At 69.0% G+C, this 24,049-nt stretch carries 23 protein-coding genes and 1 pseudogene; 14 read left to right on the forward strand and 10 right to left on the reverse strand.

Annotated features, from left to right (window positions below; all coding sequences use genetic code 11):
• Positions 1 to 47 precede the first annotated feature (47 nt).
• The 3 genes from ACQ0O7_RS13125 to ACQ0O7_RS13135 all read left to right on the forward strand — a co-directional run bounded on the left by ACQ0O7_RS13125 (position 48) and on the right by ACQ0O7_RS13135 (position 2,868).
• Entirely contained in the window at positions 48 to 854 is an 807-nt protein-coding gene (locus tag ACQ0O7_RS13125; protein ID WP_430782300.1) for an alpha/beta fold hydrolase, read from the forward strand.
• A gap of 843 nt (positions 855 to 1,697) precedes the next feature.
• Complete coding sequence (locus ACQ0O7_RS13130; RefSeq protein WP_430782301.1) at positions 1,698 to 1,826, forward strand: hypothetical protein; 129 nt, start codon at positions 1,698 to 1,700, stop codon at positions 1,824 to 1,826.
• On the forward strand, positions 1,816 to 2,868 hold the full coding sequence (locus tag ACQ0O7_RS13135; RefSeq protein ID WP_430782302.1) for a hypothetical protein: 1,053 nt from the start codon (positions 1,816 to 1,818) through the stop codon (positions 2,866 to 2,868). Before ACQ0O7_RS13130 ends, ACQ0O7_RS13135 begins: the two co-directional genes overlap by 11 nt.
• On the opposite strand, the gene ACQ0O7_RS13140 is transcribed toward ACQ0O7_RS13135, so the two are convergent.
• On the reverse strand, positions 2,834 to 3,328 hold the full coding sequence (locus ACQ0O7_RS13140; RefSeq protein ID WP_430782303.1) for a hypothetical protein: 495 nt from the start codon (positions 3,326 to 3,328) through the stop codon (positions 2,834 to 2,836). The genes ACQ0O7_RS13135 and ACQ0O7_RS13140 overlap by 35 nt on opposite strands.
• 132 nt (positions 3,329 to 3,460) lie before the next feature.
• On the opposite strand from ACQ0O7_RS13140, the gene ACQ0O7_RS13145 reads away from it, so the two are divergent.
• Positions 3,461 to 4,330 (forward strand): hypothetical protein, encoded by an 870-nt coding sequence (locus ACQ0O7_RS13145; RefSeq protein WP_430782304.1) that lies wholly within the window; start codon positions 3,461 to 3,463, stop codon positions 4,328 to 4,330.
• Here the strand turns inward: ACQ0O7_RS13145 and ACQ0O7_RS13150 are convergent.
• Positions 4,324 to 4,833, reverse strand: coding sequence for a TetR/AcrR family transcriptional regulator (locus ACQ0O7_RS13150; protein ID WP_430782305.1), 510 nt, complete (start codon positions 4,831 to 4,833; stop codon positions 4,324 to 4,326). The genes ACQ0O7_RS13145 and ACQ0O7_RS13150 overlap by 7 nt on opposite strands.
• A 98-nt stretch (positions 4,834 to 4,931) precedes the next feature.
• On the opposite strand from ACQ0O7_RS13150, the gene ACQ0O7_RS13155 reads away from it, so the two are divergent.
• On the forward strand, positions 4,932 to 5,747 hold the full coding sequence (locus ACQ0O7_RS13155; RefSeq protein ID WP_430782306.1) for an SDR family NAD(P)-dependent oxidoreductase: 816 nt from the start codon (positions 4,932 to 4,934) through the stop codon (positions 5,745 to 5,747).
• Here the strand turns inward: ACQ0O7_RS13155 and ACQ0O7_RS13160 are convergent.
• Positions 5,740 to 6,495: a sulfite exporter TauE/SafE family protein gene (locus ACQ0O7_RS13160; RefSeq protein ID WP_430782307.1), complete on the reverse strand. Its 756-nt coding sequence runs from the start codon at positions 6,493 to 6,495 to the stop codon at positions 5,740 to 5,742. The genes ACQ0O7_RS13155 and ACQ0O7_RS13160 overlap by 8 nt on opposite strands.
• A gap of 104 nt (positions 6,496 to 6,599) precedes the next feature.
• Between ACQ0O7_RS13160 and ACQ0O7_RS13165 the strand changes: the two genes are divergently transcribed.
• Positions 6,600 to 7,676, forward strand: a complete 1,077-nt coding sequence (locus tag ACQ0O7_RS13165; protein ID WP_430782308.1) for a DUF808 domain-containing protein — start codon at positions 6,600 to 6,602, stop codon at positions 7,674 to 7,676.
• A gap of 158 nt (positions 7,677 to 7,834) precedes the next feature.
• Here ACQ0O7_RS13165 and ACQ0O7_RS13170 read toward each other — a convergent pair whose 3' ends face one another.
• Positions 7,835 to 8,050 (reverse strand): hypothetical protein, encoded by a 216-nt coding sequence (locus tag ACQ0O7_RS13170; RefSeq protein WP_430782309.1) that lies wholly within the window; start codon positions 8,048 to 8,050, stop codon positions 7,835 to 7,837.
• Positions 8,051 to 8,150: 100 nt separating this feature from the next.
• Positions 8,151 to 8,360, reverse strand: coding sequence for a hypothetical protein (locus tag ACQ0O7_RS13175; RefSeq protein ID WP_430782310.1), 210 nt, complete (start codon positions 8,358 to 8,360; stop codon positions 8,151 to 8,153).
• Between the two features lie 135 nt (positions 8,361 to 8,495).
• Here ACQ0O7_RS13175 and ACQ0O7_RS13180 point away from each other — a divergent pair, with 135 nt between their 5' ends.
• Complete coding sequence (locus tag ACQ0O7_RS13180; protein ID WP_430782311.1) at positions 8,496 to 11,552, forward strand: Tn3 family transposase; 3,057 nt, start codon at positions 8,496 to 8,498, stop codon at positions 11,550 to 11,552.
• A gap of 40 nt (positions 11,553 to 11,592) precedes the next feature.
• Here the strand turns inward: ACQ0O7_RS13180 and ACQ0O7_RS13185 are convergent, their stop codons facing one another.
• Positions 11,593 to 12,840, reverse strand: a complete 1,248-nt coding sequence (locus tag ACQ0O7_RS13185; RefSeq protein ID WP_430782312.1) for an MFS transporter — start codon at positions 12,838 to 12,840, stop codon at positions 11,593 to 11,595.
• The gene (locus tag ACQ0O7_RS13190) at positions 12,837 to 14,606 is read right to left on the reverse strand and encodes an NAD(P)-binding domain-containing protein (protein WP_430782313.1); all 1,770 of its coding nucleotides are present in this window, start codon (positions 14,604 to 14,606) and stop codon (positions 12,837 to 12,839) included. The genes ACQ0O7_RS13185 and ACQ0O7_RS13190 overlap by 4 nt, the downstream gene beginning before the upstream one ends.
• A gap of 142 nt (positions 14,607 to 14,748) precedes the next feature.
• Here ACQ0O7_RS13190 and ACQ0O7_RS13195 point away from each other — a divergent pair, with 142 nt between their 5' ends.
• From ACQ0O7_RS13195 to trxB, 6 genes and pseudogenes are all read left to right on the forward strand, one after another.
• Entirely contained in the window at positions 14,749 to 15,117 is a 369-nt protein-coding gene (locus ACQ0O7_RS13195) for an ArsR/SmtB family transcription factor (protein ID WP_430782314.1), read from the forward strand.
• Between the two features lie 281 nt (positions 15,118 to 15,398).
• On the forward strand, positions 15,399 to 16,088 hold the full coding sequence (locus tag ACQ0O7_RS13200; protein WP_430782315.1) for a MarR family transcriptional regulator: 690 nt from the start codon (positions 15,399 to 15,401) through the stop codon (positions 16,086 to 16,088).
• Entirely contained in the window at positions 16,081 to 16,740 is a 660-nt protein-coding gene (locus tag ACQ0O7_RS13205) for an arsenate reductase ArsC (protein WP_430782316.1), read from the forward strand. The genes ACQ0O7_RS13200 and ACQ0O7_RS13205 overlap by 8 nt, the downstream gene beginning before the upstream one ends.
• Positions 16,741 to 16,777: 37 nt before the next feature.
• A pseudogene (locus tag ACQ0O7_RS13210) lies at positions 16,778 to 18,126 on the forward strand (aquaporin).
• A gap of 11 nt (positions 18,127 to 18,137) precedes the next feature.
• Positions 18,138 to 18,548: an arsenate reductase ArsC gene (locus ACQ0O7_RS13215; protein ID WP_430782317.1), complete on the forward strand. Its 411-nt coding sequence runs from the start codon at positions 18,138 to 18,140 to the stop codon at positions 18,546 to 18,548.
• Between the two features lie 2 nt (positions 18,549 to 18,550).
• The gene (gene trxB, locus ACQ0O7_RS13220; protein ID WP_430782318.1) at positions 18,551 to 19,510 is read left to right on the forward strand and encodes a thioredoxin-disulfide reductase; all 960 of its coding nucleotides are present in this window, start codon (positions 18,551 to 18,553) and stop codon (positions 19,508 to 19,510) included.
• A gap of 319 nt (positions 19,511 to 19,829) precedes the next feature.
• On the opposite strand, the gene ACQ0O7_RS13225 is transcribed toward trxB, so the two are convergent.
• The gene (locus ACQ0O7_RS13225) at positions 19,830 to 20,690 is read right to left on the reverse strand and encodes a hypothetical protein (RefSeq protein ID WP_430782319.1); all 861 of its coding nucleotides are present in this window, start codon (positions 20,688 to 20,690) and stop codon (positions 19,830 to 19,832) included.
• A gap of 88 nt (positions 20,691 to 20,778) precedes the next feature.
• Positions 20,779 to 21,870, reverse strand: coding sequence for a hypothetical protein (locus ACQ0O7_RS13230; RefSeq protein WP_430782320.1), 1,092 nt, complete (start codon positions 21,868 to 21,870; stop codon positions 20,779 to 20,781).
• Positions 21,871 to 22,070: 200 nt separating this feature from the next.
• Here ACQ0O7_RS13230 and ACQ0O7_RS13235 point away from each other — a divergent pair, with 200 nt between their 5' ends.
• Positions 22,071 to 22,631 (forward strand): recombinase family protein, encoded by a 561-nt coding sequence (locus tag ACQ0O7_RS13235; RefSeq protein ID WP_430782321.1) that lies wholly within the window; start codon positions 22,071 to 22,073, stop codon positions 22,629 to 22,631.
• 62 nt (positions 22,632 to 22,693) lie between these two features.
• Here the strand turns inward: ACQ0O7_RS13235 and ACQ0O7_RS13240 are convergent, their stop codons facing one another.
• On the reverse strand, positions 22,694 to 23,047 hold the full coding sequence (locus tag ACQ0O7_RS13240; protein ID WP_430782322.1) for a hypothetical protein: 354 nt from the start codon (positions 23,045 to 23,047) through the stop codon (positions 22,694 to 22,696).
• Positions 23,048 to 24,049: the final 1,002 nt, after the last annotated feature.

The raw sequence follows: 24,049 nt of genomic DNA on the forward strand, positions 1-24,049 counted from the left end.
CGTCCTGTTTCCTGCCGTTCTGCTACCCGGCCGGTATAGTGCGGTCGATGGACGTGCTGAGGAGACATCGCGTACAGCTGGGCGGTAACCAGGACGCACCGCCCATGGTCTTCGTGCACGGCTACGGCGAATACCAGCACATGTGGCGGTTCATCACCCCGGAGTTCGAGGACGACCGCCGCACCGTGCTGTTCGACATCATCGGCGAGGACCAGGGCACGATCGACGGCTACCCGCCGGAGCGCTACGGCACACTGCACGGCCACGCCGACGACCTGCTGCGCATCCTGCACGCCCTCGACCTGCACCAGGTGATCCTGGTCGGCCACTCGGTCGGTGGCATGATCGGCGCCCTGGCCGCCATCGAAGAACCGGAACGCATCGCCGCCCTGATCATGATCACCGCCTCGCCGCGGTACGTCGACGCCGACGACTACACCGGCGGCTTCTCCCGCACCGACATCGAAGGCCTGCTGGACGCCATCGACAGCAACTATCTGGGCTGGTCCCGGACCACCGCGCCGGCGGTGATGGCCGACGGCAGCATGCCCGAACTGACCGAGGAACTGGTGCAGAGTTTCGCCCGGACGAACCCGCGCATCGCCCTCCAGTTCGCCCGCGCCACCTTCCTGTCCGACCACCGCGACGACCTGGCCCGCCTGGAACTGCCGGTCCTGGTCCTGCAGTGCACCGCCGACGCGATGGTGCCCCCGTCGGTCGGCGACTACCTGCACGAACACATCCCCGGCAGTCGCCTCCAGATCCTCAACGCCACCGGCCACTTCCCACACCTGAGCGCCCCGGCGCCCACCGTCGAGGCAGTCCGGATGTTCGTCGACACCGTCAAGGTGTGACCCTGCTCGGTGCTGACGCGGTCGTCTCACGTCCCGGTCTTTCCCGCGTGACGCGCTCGCGGCGAGCCTGACTTCTTCTGTCAGAAGGATCCTCCGGCGGTTTCCCCGCCCGGCACATCTCCATCGCTGTGAACTCAGCCGCTGACCGACCCTGCCGCCTTCTGTCGCCTGTCAAAGAGGTGAGGCAGGATAAGGATCCTGAGCTGTGGGGCCTCGGATTGTCGGCAGGAACGCGCCAGGGTTTCCGCCAGTGGCCGGGCCCACACGAGGCCGGCCGGCGACGTGCATGGTGGCGAGATCGTCGAGGCTCCCGGGTATCGGCACCGAGTCGAGCGCACCCAACCCGATAGCTGGCTTGCTGGGCTTCCGTTTCACCCGGCTCGAACAACGCAGCGCCCGTCCGGTTCGGCGCAGCCGTCGTCCTCGAAGTGAGGGCGTCGAAGGATACGCGCCAGTTCGGCAGCGAGATGGCGTCCGCCTTCGCTCCCGTCGTCTCTTCCGCCACCCCATATCCTACACGGGCATAGGAAAACAACAGAACTGACATTATGATGTACGCCCACTTTGTCCGTTTCCGGCTCCCGAACCTAATTATTGGATTGCCGGTAACAGTAATCCGATAATTGGGCCGCAGCCGTCGCTGCGAGTTCTCAGGAGAGGTGACCGCATCCGGGATGGTTTGGCCCTGGAGATGACCGGGGTCTCAGCGGCCGGTCACGATCAGACCGCTGCCGCACTCGATGTGAGCAGCCGGATGTCGACGAGTCACGCACTGCCGCCGAATGTGGGCCAGAGCCGTTCTTCGCACGAGGCCCCTGAGCGGGCTTACCGTACGCTCCCGGCATGAGCGACCGCGTCGGCTACGTGAGATACAGCCTGGACATGCAGGACCGCACCGCTCAGCGCGGGATCCTGCTCGGCCTGGCCCAGTCCTTCGCCGCGGCCACGCCGTCGACCCCCGGTGGGCTGTGACGTGCTGCCCTACGTCTATCAGGTCACCAAGTACGACCCCGCCGACCGCGACGAGCACGGCCACTACACCGGCACCGAGGACACGGCCAGCGACCACGGGCCGGTCGAAACCGCCTACCTGCGGGCCGTCGCCGCGTTCGCCGAGGACAGCGGCGTCGACCGGCTGGCCATCCGCGAGCCGCAGCTCGGAGGCTTCGCCCACTTCGGCCTGGAGCCACCGGTCGACGGTTACGGCCTGGCCGGCCTCTTTCCCGACGGCGCCGCCGGGTTCCACGACGGGGCACTGGTGCCGATCGGTGCCGGTTTGGAACTCGTCCGAGCGATGCTCCGCGACAGCGGCGCCTGGTGCCGCCTGGAAGCGGAGGGGGAGTTCACCGTGCATGTCGGCTGGGACCAGTACCTCTACCTCGGCAGCGGCCGGCCCTGCGAAACCGCGCTGGCCCGCGTCCGGGCACTCGGCCTGTTCACGCAGCGCCTGGACGCCTCGCCGTACGACTTCGCCGCCGACGACCCCGCCTATGTGCAGCGCCCTGCCGACGCCGACTTCTGGGCCCGTCTCGGCTGGACCGTCAGCGCCCACCGCGCCACGTTCCTGCAGGAGACCTTCGCCCTCAACGCCTCCCGATGGCACCACCTGAGCCGCGACAACATCGAGGCCGTGCGTGCCCAGCTGACCCCACGGGCCCAGTTGTCCGTCTGGCCGGACCTGCTCACCGATGTCGACACGGCCGTGGCGGCCCTGCCCGGCGAAGGGCTGGTGGAGATCGTCTGGGCGAGGGGAGACGGGCAGCTCACCAGCACAGTCGTGGACGAGACCCGGTTCGAGGACGTGATCTGCCAGCTTGCCGACGCGACTGCCGCCGGGGTCGTGTCCATGTCCGGGAGCGAGTGCCGCTGTCACTTCGAGCAGTGCGGGAGGACCCGTGACCGCGGGTGGCGCACAGGTCGGCGACCCCCTGACTGTGAAGATCGTGGATGTCGATCTCGTACGGCGCCGCATCGCCCTGTCACAGAGGCAGGCCGGCTGATGATGACGCGGTAGACCGCAGATCACGGGCCAGGTGGGCGCGCTGGAGGCCGGAACGGAACAGGCGTCGGAGGTCGGCTCGGGTGTCGTACATCAATTGGGTGTGGAAGTAGTTGATGTGTTCCAGGACCGCGAACAGTGCGAACCCCAGCCCGGGCCACGACGCTCGGCCGGGGTCGCGCACCGCGGCCACCGTGCACACGATCAGCACCACTGCCAGGGCGGCCGGCAGCAGTACTCGCGCCACGGCGAAGAACCGGGGCAGGCGCAGGCCCGGCCGGCGCAGCTGCCGCAGCTTGTGTGCCCAGTAGGCGGCGCCCACCACCAGCAGCACCGCGAACGCCGCGAAGCCGGTGGCGTTGACCGCTGTCACCGGCAGGCCGACGGCGCCGAACCAGACCCACGCCTGCAGGGGGACGTTCAGTAGTTCCAGCGTCATGAGGGAGCGGAGTCTCCGCTGGATCTTCGAAGGCACGGGCTCCACTGTGCCAGTCAAACGGGTGACACTCCTGCCGCCCCGGCGACCGGGCGTCATAGCGTGATCGCACCGGTTCGCTCCGTACATCTGGAGGTTCTCATGCCCCATGGTCTGGCTACCGACGCGAACGTGACAACCTTCACCGCGGCCGTACGTGCCGCCTGGCCGGGGTGGGCCCGGCTGACCGAGTTGCAGCGCCTGACCGCGGTGCCCGGCCAGGCCGGGAGGCTGTTGCAGGCTCTCGGGGTGCCGCGGGTGCAGATTCTGGTCGACCCGGCCGGGAAGCTGGCCGGGACCGAGACCTATGCCGCGTTCAATCCCGACTCCTGGGGTCTGTGGTTCCGTGCGGATGTGATCGCCGCCGGCATCACCGAGGACGAGTTCTGGCGGATGGCCAACATCGCCTACCACGAGTGCCGGCACGCGGAGCAGAACTGGCGGCTGGCTCGCAAGCTGGCCGGCGACGGCTGGGACGCCGCCCGGATCCGGGCGGCGCTCGGTGTTCCCGACCCGGTGGCGGCTGCCGCGGTGGCGACGCCGCTGACCTCCGGGGCGGAGTACGCGGAGACGGCCGACTGGCAGTACAACCTGCTCCGTGACGGTCATGGTGTCAGTGCGGCGTCGCTGGTCAACGACAAGAAGGAGGCGGCGATGGCGGCCTACCGCAAGTCCCGGGATCAGTGGCGGCTCTTCGAGCGCACCCGGGACGGCGATCCTACGGTGGCGCCGGTGAACCTGCGGAACTACCGGGACAGGCTGGCCGAGCCGGGCGGGGCCCTGGCCTTGGAGCAGATCGGTGCGGACCTCAAGAAGGATTATGTACGGGACCGGGAGCTGGCCAAGCAGTCGTTCCTGGCGTACGCGCGGATGCCGGTGGAGGCGGATGCGTGGGCGGTCGGGGCGCTGGTGCAGGCGCGGGCCGGGCGGGCGCCGCTGACTCCGGACACCGAGTTGGCCAATCTCGACACCGACGAGCGGACGATGCTGCGGATTCAGTGAGCGGCCGGGGCGATGCCCTCCAGGGCGAGGGTGACCAGGCGGACGGCTTCGGCGCCGTCCTGGGTGGCCAGCGACACCGCGTTGACCATCGTCAGCAGGTCGGTGATGGCGATGTCGGCGCGCACCTCGCCGGCCGCTTGGGCTTGGCGTAGCAGGGTGCCGCCGGCGTCGGTGAGCATGACCTCGCAGGTGGAGGACGCCTGCGAGGTCATCAGCAGGGCGGCGGCCAGGCCGCGGGTGGTGGCGCCGTAGTCGGCGACGGCCCGTAGCCAGTCGGTCAGGGTCTGGTCGCGGGCCTGCTCGCAGAGGACGGCGACCCGGTCGTGGAAGACCGCTTCGAGCAGGGCCTGCCGGGTGGGGAAGTGGCGGTGCAGGGTGGCGGAGCCGACTCCGGCGTCGCGGGCGATCTTCTCCAGGGAGGCGTCGGCGCCGGTCGCCGCCACTTCGGCGGAGGCGGCGGCGAGGATCCGCTCGTAGTTGCGGCGGGCGTCGACTCGGGGCACGGGTCGAAGACTAGCCGGTTGACAAACGGGGGACCACCCCAGTTACTCTTCGGGTCGAAATGGGGGACCACCCCGTTTCGTCGGAGAGGGAGATCAGAATGAGCGTCGTACTGGTTACCGGAGCGAGCACCGGCTTCGGCCGGCTCACCGTCGAAGCCCTGGCCGAGCGGGGACACCGGGTCTTCGCCGGCATCCGTGACCCGCACGGCCGCAACGAGACGGCGGCAAAAGACCTGACCGCGATTGGCGTACGCGTGATCGAGCTCGACGTCACCGACCAGGACTCCGCCGACCGTGCCATCGCCGAGCTGCTGACCGAGACCGGTCACCTCGACGTGATCGTCAACAACGCCGGCGGGATCTTCGTCGGCCCGGTCGAGGCGTTCACCGCCGAACAGGTGCAACGGCAGTTCGACGTCAACACCCTGGGTGCGGTACGGGTGAACCGCGCCGCCCTGCCCCACCTGCGCGCCCAGGGCAGTGGTGCGCTGATCCAGATCGGATCGATCGCGGCCCGGGTGACGGTGCCGTTCAGCGGCCTGTACGCGGCCAGCAAAGCCGCCCTGGCCGCCCTGACCGAGGCATGGCACGACGAGCTGGCGCCGTTCGGGGTGGAGTCGGTGATCGTGGACGCCGCCTCGTACCCGACCAACATCGGCGCCAACGCCACGTTCGGGCAGGCCGACGCGTACACGGCGGCGTTCGGTGCCTATGTGGCGGCGATCTCCGCCCAGCCGGCCGGTGATCCGGATGAGGTGGCCGCGGCGGTGGTGCGCCTGGTGGAGACGCCGGACGGGCAGCGGCCCCGGCGTACCGTGATCGGTCCGGCCGCCCAGGTGGAGGCGGTGACCGCCCTGAACCGGGAGGCCGAACGGGCGGCACACGCGGTGACCGCGGCGATGGGAATCAGGTAAGGAACAGGACGACTGCGACGGCCAGGGCGAACACCACGATCGTCCAGCGCAGCACCTCCGACGGCAGCCGGCGCGCGAGTTTGGCGCCGACATACCCGCCGATCATCGTGGCCGGGGCGAGCACGGCCACGACCGCCCAGTTCACCGGCCCGAACACGCTGTAGAGCAGCACGGTGGTCGCGCCGACCAGGGCGGAGAACACGTTCTTCAGGGCGCTGATCCGGCGCAGCGGCTCATCCAGGACCAGGGCCAGAGCCGCGATCAGCAGCACTCCCATGGCGGCGTTGAAGTATCCGCCGTACAGCCCGCAGAAGAAGACCGCGACCTGGAGCAGAACGGCGGCCTTGCGCGGCGAATTGTCCTTGGGGTGACCGGCCAGCGCGCGCAGCCGGTTCTGGAACGCCATCATCGCGGCGGCCAGCAGCAGCAGGAACGGCACCACCACGTCGAACACCGATCGTGGGGTGAACAGGAGTAGCGAGCTGCCGCAGAGGGTACCGGCGATCGCGGCCGGAATCATGCTCAGCAGGCGGCGGCCCTGACCTTTGAGGTCGGGGCGGCTGCCGAGAGCACCGGCCGCGTACCCGGGAGCCACCGACAGGGCGTTGCTGACGTTGGCGGCGACCCCGGGCAGGCCCAGCCCGACCAGCAGCGGAAAGGTGATCAGTGACCCGCCTCCGGCGATCGAGTTGACGGTTCCGGCGATCAGTCCGCCGCCGAGCAGCAGCACGGCCTCGGTAGGGGTCATCGGTGATCAGCGCCCTTTCGGCGGAGGGGGGTCATGCACGACGGGCGGGCCTGGACGAGAATGAGTCTGCACAAACGCTTCACCGAACCTGAGAGGACTTCTCCTTGAGCGCTGGACTCGCAGCCCTGCTCGACGACGTGGCGGTTCTGGCGCGCGCCGCGGCGGCATCGCTGGACGACGTCGGCCTGGCCGCCGCCAAAGCCGGATCGAAGGCGGCCGGTGTGGTCATCGACGACGCGGCCGTCACCCCGCAGTATGTTCGCGGCCTCGCGGCCGAACGAGAGCTTCCGATCGTCAAGCGCATCGCCCTGGGCTCGTTGCGGAACAAGTTCCTGATCATTCTGCCGGTCATCCTGCTGCTCAGTCAGTTCCTGCCGGTGTTGCTCACACCACTGCTGATGATCGGCGGGGCGTACCTGTGTTACGAGGGTGCGGAGAAGGTGTGGGCCAAGATCGCACACCATGACGCGCACGAGGAGAAGCAGGCCCAGCCGGACGAGAAGACCCTGATCGCCGGCGCGATCCGCACCGACCTGATCCTGTCCGCCGAGATCATGGTGATCTCGCTGAACGAGGTCGCCGATCAGCCGTTCCTCAACCGGCTGATCATCCTGACCATCGTCGCGGTGGCGATGACCATCCTGGTGTACGGCGCGGTAGGCCTGATCGTCAAGATGGACGACGTCGGCCTGCGCCTGGCCGAGGGCAGCAACAAGGGCCTGGCCGGTTTCGGCCGCGGCCTGGTCAAGGCGATGCCGAAGGTGCTGACCGCACTGACCGTCATCGGCACCGCGGCGATGCTGTGGGTCGGCGGCCACATCCTGCTGGTCGGCACCAAGGAGCTGGGCTGGCACGGCCTCTACGACGTCGTGCACCACCTGGAGGTGGCGGCCCACGACGGGACCGGCGCTCTCGGCGGTGTGGTCGGCTGGCTGGTCAACACCGTCCTCAGCGCGATCATCGGCCTGATCGTGGGCGCGCTGATCGTGGTGTTCATGATGTTCACCTTCCACCGCAAGTCGCACGCCAAGACCACCGAGCACGCCGCCGAGCCCACGGCCGAGGCGGCCCCCGAGGCGGACACCCCGGCCGCCACCACCCCCGTCGCCCCCGCCGAGCCGAAGGCCGAGACACCCGCGGTCACCGAGCCCAAGACCGAGGACCCCAAACCCCACCATTGAGTACGTGTGACGAACGGCCCCGAGTCCAACCCTGGACCCGGGGCCGTTCGTCTTTCCGCGGAACATCTGTTCCGTTTGTGCTGTCAGAACGATCCTCAGCCGGCTTGGGGAATGATGGTCCGGCTTGGACGGATCGTTCGATCACGCGGATAGCGACGTCATCGTGGCCGCCATAAGCTTCCGGCACCTTTGTGGCGATCAAAGCGTTCATCTTGACCGGAGTCGAGCAGGCGCGTCATCGTCAGGTGTCCGGCGAAGATCTCGACCAGAGCGTCGTCGCCCCGGTCCATCCTTTCTTGGAAGGCCCGTTCCTGCTCCTCGGTGTACTCCGGCTCGGGGAAGCCGAACAGGGCTGCCAGCCGCTGGCTGGTCAAAAAGGTGAGGCTTGCCGGTTTCCTCGGTCATGGGACCAGGGCAGGCGGAGAATCGGGCCGGAACCGGCGGCTCTTCGCTCGAACGGGGTGAGTGCATGGGTCATGACCAGGGGATCGATTGCCATAGTTCAGGCTGACGGGTGAGCTGGATCAGGCGGTGCTCCAGCGTGCGGAACTCCGGGCCGCGCACCGACGCGCCCCACAACGGGGCGCTGGACACGCCGTCGGCTGCCGCGGTCACCAGTGTCATCACGTCCACGGGGAGGCCGTCGGCGTACAGGTCGGCGTTCAGTCGGTCGGTGTCGGCCATTGAGGAACATCGGAACGGGAACTGGCGCTTAGGGTGATCTTGGGTCTGGACACGTTCGGGGTACGTCGGTTGGCGTGATCGAGGAACCGTTAGCCCGGCTTCGATCATGTTCGATCTCTTCTAGCGTTGCGGCCTGTGCCGGTTGAGTTCCTCACTGATGAGCAGGCGGCCAGCTACGGCCGGTTCCCGCGGGCGTTGACGCCGACAGAGCTGGAAGGGCTGTTCTTCCTGGACGATTTCGACCGGGACCTGGTGGCCCGGCGCCGCGGTGACGAGAACCGGGTCGGGTTCGGGTTGCAGGTCGCGACGGTGCGGGCGCTGGGCTTGTTCCTGACGGATCCCCTCGACGTGCCGACCGAGGCGGTCGACTACGTCGCGGGGCAGGTCGGCGTAGCGGATCCGTCGGTGGCCAAGCGGTATCTGCGGCGGGCGAAGACCCGGTTCGAGCATCAGTGGGAGATCGTCCGGGAGTACGGGTACACCGACTTCGCCGGTGCGGAGCAGGACCTGGTGCGCTGGGTCGATGACCGGGCGTGGACGAGCGGGGACGGGCCGAAGGCGCTGTTCGATGCGGCGGTGGGCTGGCTGCGGGAGCGCAAGGTGCTGTTGCCGGCGGTGAGCACCCTGGCCCGGCTGGTGGCCCAGGTGCGGGCGCAGGCCACGGGTCGGCTTTACGAGCGGCTGTCCGGGCTGGTCTCGGCCGAGCAGGCCCGGCTGCTGGAGGGTCTGCTCGACGTGCCGGACGGTTCGCGGTTCTCGTCGTTGGAGCGGTGGCGTACGCCGCCGACCAGGACGTCGGGTACCGGCATGGTGCGGGCGTTGCAGCGGGCAGCCGAGGTCGCCGGGCTGGGGCTCGGTGATCTGGACGTGGGGGTGGTGCCGCGGCGGCGGGTGTGGGAGCTGGCCCGGTACGGGCTGGAGGCGAAGGCGCCGACGCTGCGCCGGCACCCGTATCCGCGCAAGCTGGCCACTCTGTTGGCCACGGTGCGGGCGTTGGAGGCGCGCTCGGTCGACGATGCGCTGGAGTTGTTCGACGTGCTGATGACCACGGAGTTGATGAGCCGGGCGGAGCGGCAGTCGAAGAAGGAGAAGCTGCGCCGCTATCCGAAGGTGTCGCGGCACGCGGGCAAGCTCGCGGCTGCGGTGGCGGTGCTGCTGGAGGCCGCTGAGTGGGGCGAGCAGGTGCGCCTGGAGCAGGTGTGGGACGCGATCGAGAGCAAGGTGTCGCGCGCTGAGCTGAGGGCGGCGGTCGCTGGGATCGCCGAGGTGCTGCCGCCGGCGGACGCGGATCCGGACGGGGAGTGGCGGGCGCATCTGCTGGAGCGGATGGCCACGGTCCGTGGGTTCGTGCCGCTGCTGTGTCAGGTCATCGAGTTCGGCGCGACCGCGGACGCGGCGCCGGTGCTGTACGCGGTCAACGACCTGCCGGAACTGCTCGATGCCCGGCAGGGCCGCAGGGTCGGCGACGGGTTCCTCGACGCCCACCGGGTACAGGTTGAGGTGGTGCCGTCCGGTTGGTGGCAGCGCCTGGTCTTTCCGAAGGACCGGCCGCCGGGCACGGTGGACAAGGCCGCGTACGTGTTCTGTGTGCTCGAGCAGTTCCACCAGCGGCTCAAGCGCCGGGACATCTTCGCCGCCGTGTCGGAGCGCTGGGGTGATCCGCGGGCCCGGCTGCTTGACGGCGACGCCTGGGAACAGGCGAAGGCGCCGGCTCTGAACGCGCTGCAACTGCCCGAGGACCCGCGGGACCTGCTCGACGGGCACGCGGCGGCGTTGGATGAGGCGTGGCGGCAGGTCGCGGCCGGCCTGTCGGCGCACACCGCGGCCCGGCTCGACGATGAAGGCCGGCTGCACGCGCAGAAGGTCACCGCGATCCCGGACCCGCCGAGCCTGATCGATCTGCGTAACCGGGTGGAGGCGATGCTGCCGCGCATCGACTTGGGTGAGTTGATCCTGGAGGTGATGGCCTGGTATCCCGGGTTCGCGGCCGCGTTCACCGCCTTGTCGGGCGCGGCGACCCGCCTGGATGACCTGCACGTGACGATCGCCGCGACGTTGACGGCGCACGCGCTCAACGTCGGTTTCGTCCCGGTGATCTCCGACGGGATCCCGGCGCTGACCCGGGGCCGGATCAGCCACGTCGACGCTACCTACCTGCGGCCGGAGACCTACGCCGCGGCCAACGGCGTGCTGATCGACGCCCAGGACGGCATCGGCCTGGCCCGGGCCTGGGGCGGCGGCCTCGTGGCAGCGGCTGACGGGATGCGGTTCGTGGTGCCGGTGCGGACCGTGCACGCACGGCCGAACCCGAAGTACTTCGGCCAGCGGCGCGGCGCGACCTGGCTCAACATGGTCAACGACCAGGCCGTCGGCACCGCCGGCCGGGTCCTGTCGGGCACCCCGCGCGACTCGATGCATCTGATCGATCTGCTGTACCGGCGCGACGGCGGCCGCCGTCCCGAGGTCGTGATCACCGACGCCGGCTCGTACTCCGACGTCGTGTTCGGGCTGCTGCAGCTGCTGGGCTTCGCCTACCGGCCGCAGCTGGCCGACCTGCCCGACGCCAAGCTGTGGCGCATCGACCGCACCGCCGACTACGGGCCCCTCGACGCGACCGCCCGCGGGATCGTCGATCTGGACCGGATCCGGCGGCACTGGCCGGACATGCTGCGCATCGCCGGATCGATCCACACGGGGCAGGTGTCGGCGTACGACGTGCTGCGGGTGCTGTCGGCCGGCGGGAACCTCACCCAGCTCGGCGAGGCCCTCGCGTCCTATGGACGGATCTTCAAGACCCTGCACGTGCTGACGTTCGTCGACGACGAACCGTATCGGCGCCAGATCAAGGGGATGCGCAACCTCAACGAGGGCCGTCACGACCTGGCCCGGCACGTCTTCCACGGCCGCCGCGGTGAGCTGCACCGGGCGTATCACGAGGGCATGGAGGACCAGCTCGGCGCGCTCGGTCTGGTCTTGAACTGCATCACCCTGTGGAACACCCTCTACCTGGACCTCGCCCTCGCCGGGCTGCGGGCCCAGGGCTACCCGGTCCTGGACGCCGACGTCGCCCGGCTCTCGCCGTACGTGCGCCACCACATCCGGGTCCACGGCCACTACTCGTTCACCCTGCCGGATCTGGGCGGGCGCACCTACCGGCCGCTGCGGGAACCCGACGCGAGCGACGACGAGTGATCAACCGCCGGTGTGCTGCCGTGAGTGAATCCGGCGGCGGTCAGGTCGTGCGGCCGGGTGTGCAGGCGGCGATCGCGGCGGCAGCGATACCGCAGCAGCAGGCGACGCCGATGAGGACCGGGGTGTAGGAGCCGGTGGCGGTGTGCAGGGCGGCGGCGGCCAGAGGTGCGCCGGCTTTGGCGAGGGTCATCGGGGCGACGAGGACGCCGGCGAGGGTGGCGTAGCGGCGGGTGTCGTAGCGTTCGGCGAGGATGACGGGTTTGGCGATGGTGGCCACCCCGAAGCCGATCCCGAACCCGACGACCGCCATGACCGCTCCGACGGTGCTGGCGCCGACGGCCGGTAGCAGCAGGGCCGCGGCGGCTTGGAGCGCGAAGATGCCGGCGGTGATGCTGGTGGTCCGGTAGCGGCGTTGCAGGCCGGTGGTGATCAGCCGGCCGGCGACGGAGAGGACGCCGAGCAGGCCGGCGATGGTGGCGGCGAAGGCAGGTGGGTGGCCCCAGGCGATCAGGGCGGCGACCAGCAGCACGGTGTAGGCGCTGATCGCCATGGTGTGGGCGGTGAACCCGGCCGCCAGCAGCCAGAATCCCCGATCGGCCAGCGCAGTGCGGACGGCTCGGGCGCCGGTGCCGCGGTCGCGGGTGTCGGCGTGACCGTCTGCGGCGGGCGGGCGCCGGACGACGATGGCGTGCAGCGGCGCGGTGACGGCGTGGATGGCGGCGAGGATCAGCAGGGTGGTGCGCCAGCCGTGCTGGGCGGTGAGCCAGCCGGTCAGGGGCAGGAAGATGGTGCTGGCGAACCCGGCGACCACGGTCAGCGCGAGCAGCGCCGCCGAGCGGCGTTGCGGTGCGTGCCAGGCGATGATCACGGCGAACGCGGCTTCGTAGAGGCTGGCCGCCGAGGCGATACCGATGCCGATCTGGACCGCGTACAGCTGCCACAGCTGATCGACCTGCGACCAGGCGATCAGCAGCACGGTTCCGAGCAGGCTGCCGCAGGTCATCAGCGCCCGGCCGCCGCGGCGATCCAGCCGGCGGCCGATCGGCACGGCCAGCACCGCCGAGGTCAGCACCGATGCGGTGAACGCGCCGGTCACGGCGGTGGTGGAGGTGTGCAGGTCGGCGGCGATCGGGACGAGGAACACGGCGAAGGCGTAGTACAAGGCGCCGTAGCCGATGGTCTGGGTGATCGCGAGCGCGGCGACCAGGGCCCTGCCGTCCGGGGGTGACGGGCGGTGCCCACCGACCTTCGGGTCGGCGGGCACCGGTGTGCCGGTGGGACGCGTCACGCGCAGCAGCTGCCGCCGGCCGAGCTGGTGAGGCTGATCAGCCCGGTAACGCTGGGCAGCGCGCCGGGCTGATCGGCCAGGGCGGCGATCTGCAGGGCGGTCTCGTGGTCGAGGCCGATCTGGTCGGCGGCCGCACGGACGGCGTCGCTGGTGCTGGCCGCCGTAGGCAGCAGCGCCGTGGTCGCGGTCGCCAGCGCGATCGGGACGTCCGGGGTGAGGCCGAAGCGGGCGGCGACCTCGCGGGCGGCGTTCTCGACGACCAGGTTGGTGCTGCACACCCCGGTCTCGGGCAGGTCGAGCTGGACGTCGTCGGCGGCGTCGAAGTCCCCGGCCAGGGCGGCGGCGATGGAGCGGACCTGCTCGTAGCCGGTGGCCATCAGGAACGTCGGCGCGCGGCCGTAGGACTTCATGCCGACGGCGTAGTAGTTCGGCTCCGGCTGGCCGAGCTCGCGGTAGCCGTGCGGGGTGACGGTGCCGCAGGAGTGTTCGTTCGGGTCGACCAGGTCCGCCAGGGTGCGGGTGCAGCCGAGGATCGGGTCGAGGTCCAGGCGCAACTCGCCGGCGATGCTGTGGTCGGGCCGGAACCCGGTGGCGGAGACGACCCGGTCGGCGGTGAGCGTGCGCCCGTCGGCGGCGATCAGGGTGACGCTGTCGCCATCACGCCGGACGGTGTGCACGCCGAACCCGGTGACCAGGGTGAGTTTGCCGGTGTCGACCAGGGCGTGCAGGCCGGAGCCGAGCGCGCCGCGGGCCGGGAGTTCGTCGGCGTCCTCGCCGCCGAACGCCCGTTGGGCGGTGCCGCTGCGCACGGCCCAGGTGATCCGGGTGCCGGGTTCGGTCTCGGCGAGGCGGGCCAGGTCGAGCAGGGTGTTGGCGGCGGAGTGCCCGGCGCCGACCACGATGGTGTGCTTGCCGGCGTGCTGCTCGCGGGCGGCACCGAGGACGTCGGGCAGGGCGTGGTCGATGAGGTCGGCGGCGTCGGGTTCGCCGTGGGCGGGCAGGCCGTTGGCGCCGAGCGGGTTGGGGGTGCGCCAGGTGCCGGAGGCGTCGATGATCGCGCTGCCGGTGATCTCGGTGCCGTCGGCGAGCCGTACGACGAAGGGCAGGTCGGCGCGGCCGGCGGTGCGTACGCGGTCGGCGCCGACGCGGCTGATGGCGGTCACCCGGGCGCTCAGGCGCAGGTACGGGGCGATGGCGGGCAGTTTCGCCAGGGGTTCGAGGTAGCTGTCGACGAGCTCGCCGCCGGTGGGGAGGTCCTCGTCGTCGGGGGCGGCCCAGCCGGCGGCGTCGAGCAGCCGCCGGGCGGCGGCGTCGATGTCGTAGCGCCACGGGCTGAACAGCCCGACGTGGGCCCACTGCCGGACCGAGGCGCCGACCTGGTCACCGGCTTCCAGTACCAGGAACGGCACATCCTGCTCGTGCAGGTGCGCGGCGGCGGCCAGCCCGACCGGGCCGGCACCGATCACGATCACCGGCAGCTCACCGGTCTGTTCGTTGACGGCGGGGGTGGGCCGGGCGCCGGGGGTGGGGAGCAGTTCCACCGTGCTGACGGTGGTGGCCGGACCACAGCAACCGGCCTGCTGCTCGGCTGGTGCGCTCGCGACGGCCTGGTCGGCGGGGCCGCAACAACCGGCGCCCTCGGTGACCGCCTGTGCCTTGGCGGCCGGGGCGCAGCAGGCGTCGGCTGCCGCAGCTTGCTCGGCGGTGCCGCAGCACGGGTCCTGTCCGGCGGTGGCCGGGGCGGGGGTCGAAGCGTCGCTACTCATCGCGGGTACTCCTCGTTGAGGTCAAGGTCAGGGCCGTGCGGCGGATCCTCGGACCCACCGTACTCGGATTCGACGTTTCTCGAATCCGATGACTGTCGAAGCAACGCTTGCACGCGGATTCGATATCTGTCAACCTCGACGCATGTCAAAACCACCGACGGTGTCACCGGCCGCCGACGACGTGCTCTGCTGTGCGCCCATGGCGTCCGAGCGCATCCCGCCGGCGACGGCCGGCACGCTCGCGCAGGCGTTCAAGGCCCTCGGCGACCCGATTCGGCTCCAGCTGATGTCGATGATCGCGTCCGCGCCGGACGGCGAGATCTGCGTCTGCGACCTCACCCCGGCGTTCACGATCTCCGGCACGACCATCTCGCACCACCTCAAGGTCCTGCGCGAAGCCGGCCTGGTCGACGCCGAACGCCGTGCCAGCTGGGTCTACTACCGGCCCCGGCCTGCACTGATGCGACAACTGTCGGCGCTGCTGGCCGTCGACGAGCCCGCCAACGCCTGACCTCGCCTACCGTCAGCGACTCTGACTGCGGATCAGTTCCGGCAACACGACCCACCGGCCCCCGCCACCGCGGCGGCCCTGACCCCTCTGCGGCCAGGGCGCAGACGCGATCGGCCGGGTCGGCACTGGTCAATCGCGCCCTGGACAAGGCATGCCGGAGCCGGTTGCGTGCGGATCACATCGCCTGAGACCCGGATCAGATCCGCTGGAAGCTCACCGACGTGGTTGTTCACCTGTCGTTCGCTTGCCCCGAAGCGCATAACTCAGCAACCATTGACTCAATGAACGCTGAATCTTCGTCGCTGCAGGCGCGGGCCCGGGTCCACGCCGCCCTCGGTGACACCGCCCGCCTCGCGATCGTCGACGCGCTCACCCTCGGCGACGCCTCCCCCGGCGAGATCGCCGCCGAACTCGGCATGCCGACCAACCTGGTCGCCCACCACGTGAAGGTGCTGCAGGACGCCGGGCTGCTGGTCCGGGCCCGCTCCGAGGGCGACCGCCGCCGCACCTACCTGCGCCTGCTACCCGGCGTGCTGTCCACGCTGACCGCACCACGGTTGGACACCGCCGGCCGGGTGGTGTTCGTCTGCACCCACAACTCCGCCCGCTCCCAGCTCGCCGCGGCCCTGTGGCGCAGCCGGATCGGTGGTCAGGTCGCCTCGGCCGGCACGATTCCCGCCCAGCGGGTCCACCCCCGCGCGGTCCGGGTCGCCCACCAGCACGGCCTGGCACTCGACCCGACCGGTACCAGCCACGTTGCCGACGTCGTGCACGACGGTGACCTAATCATCGCCGTCTGCGACAACGCCCACGAAGACCTCACCGGCCCGATCCGGCCGCGGCTGCACTGGTCGGTGCCTGACCCCGTCCGCGTCGACACCGACGAGGCGTTCGAGGCCGCCTACACCGACCTCGCCGACCGCATCGACCGGATCGCGCCCGCCCTCACCACGGGAGCCGACCATGGCTGACCTGACCCACCCCGACCTGCGTGATCTGTCCGTCGACCAGGACCTCGCTCTGCGCACCGCCGCCGTCCGGCTGGCCGCCGAGTTCACCGGCCTCTACAGCTCGGAGACCATCGAACGGTTCCTGCACACCAGCTACGACCAGTTCGCCACCGCCCACACCGTGCCGAACTACCTGCCGCTGCTGGCCGAACGCTTCGCCCGCCAGCGCCTGCAGGCCCTGGCCCGCGTCGAGGGCCACCACAAGGACGGCAAACCGGTTGTGCTGTTCCTGTGCACCCACAACGCCGGCCGCTCCCAGATGGCCCTGGGCTTCTTCACCGCCCTGGCCGGTGACCGCGCGGTCGCCTGGTCCGGCGGCTCCGAACCCGGCACCACGATCAACGAAGCGGCGATCACCGCCATGGGCGAACGCGGCATCGACATCACCGGCGAGTACCCCAAGCCGTGGACCGACGAGATCGTCCGCGCCGCCGACGTGGTGATCACCATGGGCTGCGGCGACGCCTGCCCGGTCTTCCCCGGCACCCGGTACGAGAACTGGGACGTCGACGACCCCGACGGGCTCACCCACGACCAGGTCCGCCCGATCCGCGACGACCTCGAACGCCGCGTCCGAATCCTGCTCGACCAGCTCGCCATCCCGGCGCGCTGACCCATCCACCGACACGACCCGGAGTCACACCACTGTCATGCACCAGATCACCCTGTGGCGGCGGCTGCTCGCCGAGTTCCTCGGCACCGCGCTGCTGGTCACCGCCGTCGTCGGCTCCGGCATCATGGCGGTCCAACTATCCCCGAACGACGTCGGCCTGCAACTGCTGGAGAACTCGGTCGCCACCGCGTTCGCCCTCGGCGCGCTGATCCTCACCTTCGGACCGATATCCGGCGCCCACTTCAACCCCGTCGTCTCCGCCGCCGACTGGTTCCTCGGCCGCCGCACCGGCACCGGCCTGACCGGCAAAGACCTCGGCGGATACGCGGTAGCGCAGACCCTCGGGGCGATCGCCGGTTCGATCCTGGCGAACCTGATGTTCGACCTGGCACCGGTCACGATGTCGACCAAGGACCGCGCTTCTGGGCATCTGTGGCTCGGTGAGGTCGTCGCCGTGACCGGCCTGCTCCTGCTGATCTTCGCGCTGGTCAGGTCCGGTCGTGCCGCGGTCGCCCCGGCCGCGGTCGGCGCCTACATCGGCGCGGCCTACTGGTTCACCTCCTCCACCAGCTTCGCCAACCCGGCGGTCACGATCGGCCGCGCCTTCACCGACACCTTCGCCGGCATCGCCCCCGCCTCGGTGCCCGGCTTCGTCGCAGCCCAACTCGTCGGCCTGCTGCTCGGGGTAGGCCTGGTGCTGGCGCTGTACCCGCACGCCGGCGAGAACGCCGACGACGTCGTGGTCCCGCACGACGCCGATCAGGCCCGGCGCGCATGAACACCGACACGCAGCCGCTGCTCGCGGCGATCACCGCCACGCTCGCCGAACGCTTCCGAGGCGTACACACGCACGACACCGTGGCTCACCTGGTCAGCGACTCCTACGTCGCCCTGCACCGCACCGCCTTCGCCGACCCGCGGCTACCGGAGCTGACCGAACGGTTCGCCGCTGACCGGCTCACCGCCCTGGCCCCGGCCGACGGCCCTGGCCGGGCGCCTGCGGTGCTGTTCATCTGCATCCACAACGCCGGCCGCTCCCAGATGGCCGTCGGCTGGCTGCGCCACGCCAGTGCCGCGGTGCGGGTGCACTCCGCCGGTTCGCAGCCCGCCGACACGGTGTCGAAGTCCGCCGCCGCCGTCCTGGCCGAACGCGGCCTCACCCTCGACGACGCGTACTCCAAAACGATCACCGCCGAGATCCTGGCGGCAGTCGACGTGGTCGTCATCGCCGGCGGCCGCGAAGCCGTTGCGGTGCTGTCCGGACCGCGCTACGAGATCTGGGACCTACCCCACCCACCAGGCAGCGACCTCGACGGCCTCCGCGCCGTCCGCGACGAGATCGACACCCGGGTCCAGACCCTGCTCCGCCAGCTCACCACCCACTGATAGGAACCACCATGAGTGACAGCAAGCCCACCGTCCTGTTCGTCTGCGTCCACAACGCCGGCCGCTCCCAGATGGCCGCCGGCTGGCTGCGCCACCTCGCCGGCGACAAGGTGGAGGTCCGCTCCGCCGGCTCCGAACCCGCCGAAACGATCAACCCGGCCGCGGTCGAGGCGATGAAGGAGGTCGGCATCGACATCACCGACCAGACCCCCACCAAACTCACCTGGGACGCCGCCAAGGAATCCGACGCCATCATCACCATGGGCTGCGGCGACGCCTGCCCGGTCTTCCCCGGCAAACGATACGAGGACTGGAAACTCGAAGACCCGGCCGGCAAAGGCGTCGACGCCGTGCGCCCGATCCGCGACGAGATCAAGAACCGCATCGAGGCGCTGCTCGCCGACCTGCTCCCGGCGTCCTGACCATGGACGACGTCCGCAATCTGATCATCATCGGTTCCGGACCATCCGGCTACACCGCGGCGCTGTATGCGGCTCGCGCCAACCTGAAGCCCCTGGTGATCGAGGGCGTGAACTCCGGTGGCGCGCTGATGACCACCACCGAGGTGGAGAACTTCCCCGGCCACCGGGACGGCATCATGGGTCCCGAGCTGATGGACAACATGCGCGCCCAGGCGGAGAAGTTCGGCGCGGAGTTCCTGACCGACGACGTCACCCGGGTCGAGCTGACCGACAAGCCGACCGAGGCCGGCACCGAGGGCCTCAAGACCGTCTGGGTGGGCGAGCAGCAGTTCTTCGCCCGCGCGGTGATCCTGGCGACCGGTTCCGCGTGGCGCCCGATCGGCGTGCCCGGCGAGCAGGAGCTGCTCGGCCGCGGTGTCTCGTCCTGCGCGACCTGTGACGGCTTCTTCTTCAAGAACCAGCACATCGTCGTGGTCGGCGGCGGCGACTCGGCGATGGAGGAGGCCACCTTCCTCACCCGCTTCGCCGAGACCGTGACGATCGTGCACCGCCGTGACTCCTTCCGGGCCAGCAAGGTCATGCAGAAGCGGGCCCTCGACAACCCCAAGATCAAGGTCGAGTGGAACTCGGTGGTCGAGGAGATCCTCGGCCAGGACGGCAAGGTCGTCGGCGCCCGCCTCAAGAACGTGCAGACCGGCGAGTCCAAGGTTCTCGACGTGACCGGCGTGTTCGTGGCGATCGGCCACGACCCGCGCAGCGAGCTGTTCAAGGGCCAGGTCGAACTGGACGACGAGGGCTATGTGAAGGTGCAGTCGCCGAGCACCCGGACCAACGTCCCCGGCGTGTTCGCCGCCGGTGACCTGGTCGACCACACCTACCGGCAGGCCATCACCGCCTCCGGCACCGGCTGCGCCGCCGCGCTCGACGCCGAGCGCTTCATCGCGTCCTTCCTCGAACTCTGAGCCACCCCACTGCGAGAAGGCCAGCAGCCATCGAGGTTGCTGGCCTCTCGCAGTGCCAGTAACCAGTTCTGCCTTTCTCACAAACGGTCCATTGTGAGAACACCCCGCCGACCGATGCCGTCGGCATCTCTCCGGGCCGGATTCGTTCTCACAACGCGTTCTCACGCAAACGGGTCGGTCCGCGGTTCTGAGAAATGTTTGTGCGAGCATGCTGGGCATGGCCGAACCCGAGAACTGTCGGTTTCCGCGGTCGTCTGCACGAGTAACCGAACTCCTCTGCACGAGAAGAGTTAGCACTCCGAGTGCGTCGCACCTGCGGCTAGTCTTCGGCGCCGAAGCTGTAGGGCGGAATCGTCCATCGCATCAGCATCTCGCCTGCCTCGTCGGCTTCGAGCGTGACGGGATAGACCTGACCGGCGGCCCGCTCCCCGTTGTGCCTCATCGAGTGGTCGCCCTGGTCCCATTCGATGCCGAGTACCTGGCAGCTGCCGACCTCGATCGCTCCGACGCGAAGCGGATGGCCCCACCCGGCTCGGTGGAATCGGTGGAAGTCGGTGTGCTCCTCGATCGAGACCATGAGGCCTTTGCCGTGGAGACGGTCGCGCCAGGCGGTGAGTTCGGCTGCGCGTGCGGTTGCCTCAGCCAATGGGAGGTCGAGCCAACCGTATGGCCCGTCGACGCCATGCTGTGCGATCCGTTCGCCGCCGAACTGCGCGTGAGCGTCGTCTTCGTATCGCCCCCAGTAGGTGACGTCGGCAAGCCCATCGGCCGGCTCGCCCTCCAAACCCGTCCATGCATCCAGTCCTACGGCGTCGCCGATGACCATGCCGCAGCGATCGACGGGCAGGTCCCCGAGCCGGACCGGTGCCGGCAAGTCTGCGGTCTCGGGCCACGGAAGTCCGAGAGCGATCTCCAGCGTCGCGACCGTCGGCTCCTCATCAAACGGCGACGGCGAGGTACTCGCTCTCACCCTCAACGGCCGGTCGGCAGCGGCCGGGACAGCAACCGCCTCGCACAACCATTCCCGAAGATGGCCACCTCCCGACGACGCCGCATCCCGGGCACGCGCGGACAGAGACCGGCCCAGCGCCGGCCACTGATCGATCCCCCCGGCCATGCCGAGCACCAGCACACCGGAGGGCGCATTGACAGATCCCAGGTCGACGAAGATCTCAGGCATGCGCCGATTGTGCCGTCCCAGTACAGCTGAGTCCGGCACGGCTGTCGCCGTCGGGCGGCCGCGCACGACTGTGTTATTGGGAGTACGACTACTCGACGTGGGGTATCTGGCCACGGCGCAACAGGGCACGTCCAGCAGCGAGGGTTGAGTGGATCTGCGCAGCCGTGATCGGGATTGAGTCTTCGCCACTGCGTCGCACGATGCTGATGTAGGCGCCTTCGACCCGGTCACCGACGATCGACCCATGCACCAGGAAGGGCTTCAGTTCCTCTTCTTGAGGGGGTAGTGACACCAGCACCAGTCCCTCTCCTGCGCTGATTTCGACCGTCCGAATATCAAGCCCTACCGGGAAGGGGAAGAGGCACGTCTCGATCGCTTGCCGGTAGCGACGGGGGATCGCTGTATCCAGGGGAACAGGCTTGATGGAGTCGATCAGCTCGCCACCCGGGATCTTCTTCGTCCCCATGCCCACTACGACGATGCCGCCTTCCTCGGCGTTAGCGAACCGGCTGACCGCTTGAGCAAGCGAGATCTTTCCCCTAGAGGTTGTCAGGTCGTAGTGCGCCGTCTTGACGTCGAGCCACGGCCCCTCCGGCTGGCCGATGAGCAGGTCAGCCCGACCGCCGGCAATCAGGTCGGCAGTAGTTTTCCGATTCAATCCCCCGCGACCCGCAGCCTCGATCAGCCTCTTGACGCTCCTACCGATCTCATAGAGCGCCTCCAGGGTTTTGCCACGAGTAGGCGCAGCAACTACAACATTGTCAAGTTCGGCGTTGCGCGCCCAAAAGAGCGGGGTTTCATCGACCAACTCCGCGCCAAGACGCTTGAGTAGCGGCGAGCAAAGCTTGACCGCCCCAGCGAAGGCCAAACCGGGTACATCGACCTCAAGGATGCAATGTATGGCGAGTCGCCCATCCGAGAGGACCACGAAGGAGATCGGCTCAGTGAAGCCGGACTCCGGCCAGTACTCGCCATCCTTAGAGTCAATCTCGATGCGCACTGCGTCCGGTTCCATGTTGTACTTTTCGGCCTGACGAATCGCCCGCGCTAGATCCGTAGCCGTCGCGACGGGTAGGTCACTACGTGCAATAACGATGTTCCCCGCCCGGTCATCCCTCCGCTTCTCCCCTCCGAAGAACCACCAGTCATGGCGCTTGTCGTACCGGACAGTCGGGGTCATGCCGCTCAGAGTCCCACATCCAAGACCAAGGAGACGCTGACGCGAAGCGGGCTCATGTCGACTTGAGGTACACCTCAACACCACATTCCCCACCGGCACCAAAATGCGTCAGATTAGGGTCCGGTGTGGCGTTTCTTGACGCATGTCCGGTGGCTTCATAGAGTCCAACCTGACAAAGGGCGGTCGGGAAGGCGAGAATGATGCGCGTCGGCTATATCAGGGTCAGCACCGTCGACCAGAACACCGTCCGGCAGCTCGACGGCATCGAGGTGGAGCGCGTCTTCACCGACAAGGCGTCAGGCAAGGACACCACCCGACCCAAGCTCGACGAGATGATCGCCTTCGTCCGCGACGGCGACACAGTCCTCGTGCACTCGATGGACCGGCTCGCCCGCAACCTCGACGACCTCCGCCGGCTCGTCCGGACGCTGACCGGCAAGGGCGTCCGGGTGGAGTTCGTCAAGGAGGGCCTCACGTTCACCGGCGAGGACTCGCCGATGGCGAACCTGCTGCTGTCGGTGATGGGCGCCTTCGCCGAGTTCGAGCGCGCACTGATCCTGGAACGCCAGCGCGAGGGCATCGCCATGGCCAAGCAGCGCGGCGTGTACACCGGCCGCAAACCCGCGCTCACCGCCGAACAGGCACAGCGACTGCGCGATCGGGCCGCCGCCGGCGAGAAGAAGTCCGCCCTCGCCCGTGAATTCGGTATCAGCCGCGAGACGGTCTACAGCTACCTGCGCCCGGCGGCCGTCACGGGTTGACCAGACCATCCAGGCGACGCTTAAGGAAGCTCGGCATCCCGGCCGGCTCTCTCCCGGCCGGATCACCGGCCCATATAGAACTCAGCTGCGTAGTCAGCACATGCTGCCGTATCGAGTTGGGTCGAGGTCAGGTTGGGAGTCGGCGTAGCCGAGTATCTGTTGAGCGGTTCGCTGTGGCTGATGATGTCGGCCATCTGCCTGGTGGCGGCGTGGACGAAGGACCGATCAGCGACTGCCACCGCTGCTTCCGTGTTGAACATGTCGGCCTTGCTGGTCCAGTTGGCGCTCCCGATCCACACGACGTCGGGTCGGAAGTGGATGCCGGAGAAGCCGTCGTCGTCTTCATACGTGCATCCGAGCACCAGCATCTTGGTGTGCAGGAGCGGACGGCTTCGGTCTTCGCGGTAGCCGTACACCCGAACAGGTCCGAGCGAACTACCGGGCCGATCTCCCGGGCCGACAAGTCGCGGCGTTCCGTCACTTTGAGCCGGTGCGAGATCGCGGAGGTCAGAGAGCCACTCCGAATGGAACTCGTGTCCTCGTCTATGAAGGTCGCGTACAGCTACCGATGTCCGGTTCCGCGGCTTGTTGATCACGACGCAGCTCGGCATCTGCGCTAGGCGATTGGCGATACCGGCATGGTCGAACCAGGGAACGCATCCGATCGCGGCTGGTTGGCCCCGGCCTCCTCCTCGCGCAAAGTGTCGATCGAGCAACTCGCAGAGACCGGCGATAACGCCCTTGTCGCCATGGCCGAACCAGTGCCATGCCTCTCGCGATTGTTCTCTCCCGAGAGTGGGCAGGTCCCACCGGGCAACGGTCGCTGTGTAAGCCTCCCGCTGAAGCCGCTTGATCTCGCTCTCTGCCAACGGGTCCTCCATCTGGGGTTAGAAAGGCGGCTCGTCGAAGCTGGAACGGCCCGGCGATACGGCGGTTGCCCACGGATCATCGAAGTTTGAACGTGGCGCTGGAGGCGGCGTGGGGCTGGGACGCGGAGGTAACTCAGGTAGGTCTTCCTCGGCGTGGTCCAGTACAGCGTTCCACCGTTGCTTCAGCTCATCCTTGAACGTTCGGCCTGACCACTGGTCCTCAGGCCACCGCTCCTCCGTCGTGCTGCGATCCGCAATGCCGCAGAGCGCCTCCAAGATGGTCTCCGCTGTGTACCAGGTTCGCGGTACGACGGTGCCGCCCAGGACTCGCCGGATGGTCTCGGTGCTCGCGGTGCCTCGTAGCCCGCGGCTCTCCCAGTTCTCGTCGATCCATTTGGCTATCTCGCGAAGAGTCGGCCGGCCCGCCTCCCTGTAGTGCATGAACAGTTCTTCGACGAATTGACGGCGCGGACCGTCGGGTAGCTGCTCCTTTGTCGGCATTCTCAAGATTTTCGGCATCGCTTCCTCGGCAGCTGACAACCTATGACA

Origin of the sequence: Actinoplanes sp. G11-F43, assembly GCF_050589265.1 — a bacterium.
Lineage (GTDB): Bacteria > Actinomycetota > Actinomycetes > Mycobacteriales > Micromonosporaceae > Actinoplanes.